Below are 2,254 nucleotides of genomic sequence, written 5' to 3'. Positions count from 1 at the left end.
AAAGGCTGATTAGGTGGGTGCATTTTTGCCCTTGTGTAGCAGGGCTTAGCGAGAGTTATCGTTAAAAGGTTTAATGCGTGGCGACTGTAAGATGGCTCGGAGCGGTTTTTGAGAGTGATTTTGCTGTTTGAGGGAAGATATCAACGCTCTGGGGTCGAGTGCACAGGATGTTAACGTTAAAAGGTGCACCCACTTTGCACCCACCTTGTGAAGGTTGGTTCTAGTTTCTTAACTCTTGGATACAATGAAACTTTTCCTTCTGAACTCTGAAACTGTTGCTTTCTGTGTGTAGAGTTGTTGCCTTAATTTCGCCTTTTTACCATTTTCTGTAATGCCTGTTATTTTTTGTGGGTTTATATCACCGGTATGCGTGTGCGAGTGGTCTTCTTGTTTTGTACTTGTTTCTAGCATGATGTGGTGTATCGATAGGTTTTTTAGAGTTCGAGTACATTGTTAAATATATGCTGAAAAGTGTTGGTGCTACTATGAGTATGACTGGTAGTATTCCGCCTTTGAACGCGCATGAGAGAGTGATAAGAACTATTGAGAATATTATTTCTTGAATGTTCATTCGTAATGATTCAGCTAATGTAATATGTTGCGTTGTTTTTGGTGTGACAACAAATATGGCTTTTCTTCCTGTAAGTGCTAGGAATGATGATTTCATTGACACGTAAAGCATTGAACCGTACAAGCAGAAAGTAAAAAGCATGTAGAGTAGTAAATGTTTGATAGATACTTTACCAAGCCAGAAGAATACGTCGTTTAGCATAGGTGCCATGAAGAATATTAAGGTTGGTAAAAGTAGCCATGCTGGATAGTGTAAATCGTAGTGTAGCGCTGGGAAGAATATGATATTCATCGCTACATAGCATGTGAAAAGTGATGTTAATGGCAGGTTGTAGGTGAACAGGAAAATATCTAGTTTTTCAAACCATCGCATTTTAGATGTGAAAATGCGTTTAGTGTAGCATTTCATGAACTCGAAATTACCTTGAGTCCATTTACTATGTCGTTTCTTAAAAGCTAGATAGTCAATCGGATATTGTTCCTCGCATGTTATGTTCGGTGCGAAAGCAACATAGTATCCTTTACTGCGTGCTTCAATTGATAAGCATAAGTCTTCAGCAACAACTTCTGGTAATCCATCTACTGCTTCGTAGCATTCGCGGCTTACCATTGCACCATGTCCTAATAGAGACATGAAACCATAGTGATGTTTCATTGTTTGGTACACAGGCCAGTGGCTGTTCACTCCAATGTGTAGTAGGTGCATAAAGCGGTTAATGTTACGTGTTGCTACGTGATTGCATTGTACGATTCCAGCGTTTTTAAAGTATTGGAAGTATTGTAAGCATCGAATAATAAAATCTGAAGGAATGATTTCATCACTGTCGAGAATAACAAAGTAATCGTAGTCAGTTCGTCCGTGTAAATAGTTGTTGAGATTTCCTGCTTTGAATCCTTTTCTATTTTCGCGGCGTACTACTTCTACATTATGTTCTTTAGCATATTCGTCTACCTTGTTTTTGTAATTAGGGTCACTAGAATCATCAAGGATGACTGTTTTGACTGATCCGGCGTACTTTTGTTTTAAGCATTGAGTGAGTGAGTCACCTTCGAAATCGTTGCAAGTACAGTAGAGCATTACGATACGCTTGTTTGCTGGTATTGGCATGCAAGAGACTTTTTGAACGTATTGTGTAATGGATTTCTTATGCAGGTAGAACCATAGTACGTAGATGATATCTTTAGTGCCGTTTAGCCAGAAGTAGATTATGAAGATTGCGTTTAATGCTATGAGAATATCTAGCGTAGTGTTTCTTGTTCCAGAAAAAACGTATTCTCTAATAGCGAATGGTGTAAAGATCAAGAATAGTAGTAACCATGTTATGAGAATAGTTACGTATAATGATGCTCTCTTCAACATGGGAAAAAGTCTATGGGGGGGGGGACGTTTTCCCAGACGTTTTTATGCGAGTGTTAAAAAATAGGTTTTGCTTGCAAAATTCTGATAGATATAAATACAGGTAGAGTGGCTGACAATAAAACTTGATATTATCTGGAATTAGAGCGTATATAGACATACCAATAAAGGAGTAAGCCGTATATGCTCTATGTAAAATTTGATGATTTCGAAGATGTTAGCGTCATGGGAAATGAGAAAGACCATGGAATGTTTATTCCAATTAAGGATGGAAATGTGTATGCTGAGTGCGAACGGTGCGGTGTAGTTGAAAGGATCACCTCACCG

The 2,254-nt window shown here is 38.5% G+C and carries 1 protein-coding gene; it reads right to left on the bottom strand.

Translation table 11 applies throughout. The annotated features are described in order from the left end of the window. Positions 1–358: 358 nt before the first annotated feature. Complete coding sequence (locus ACTJLE_RS06210; protein ID WP_481267875.1) at positions 359–1,678, bottom strand: glycosyltransferase family 2 protein; 1,320 nt, start codon at positions 1,676–1,678, stop codon at positions 359–361. Between the last annotated feature and the right edge of the window lie 576 nt (positions 1,679–2,254).

The organism is Gardnerella sp. CCPDSM (genome assembly GCF_056754715.1).
This window is presented reverse-complemented; position numbering and strand designations above follow the sequence as displayed.

Excerpts from the sequence above, each read along its gene's own strand:
- ACTJLE_RS06210 (WP_481267875.1), bottom strand. The coding sequence starts at position 1,678 with ATGCCAATACCAGCAAACAAGCGTATCGTAATGCTCTACTGTACTTGC.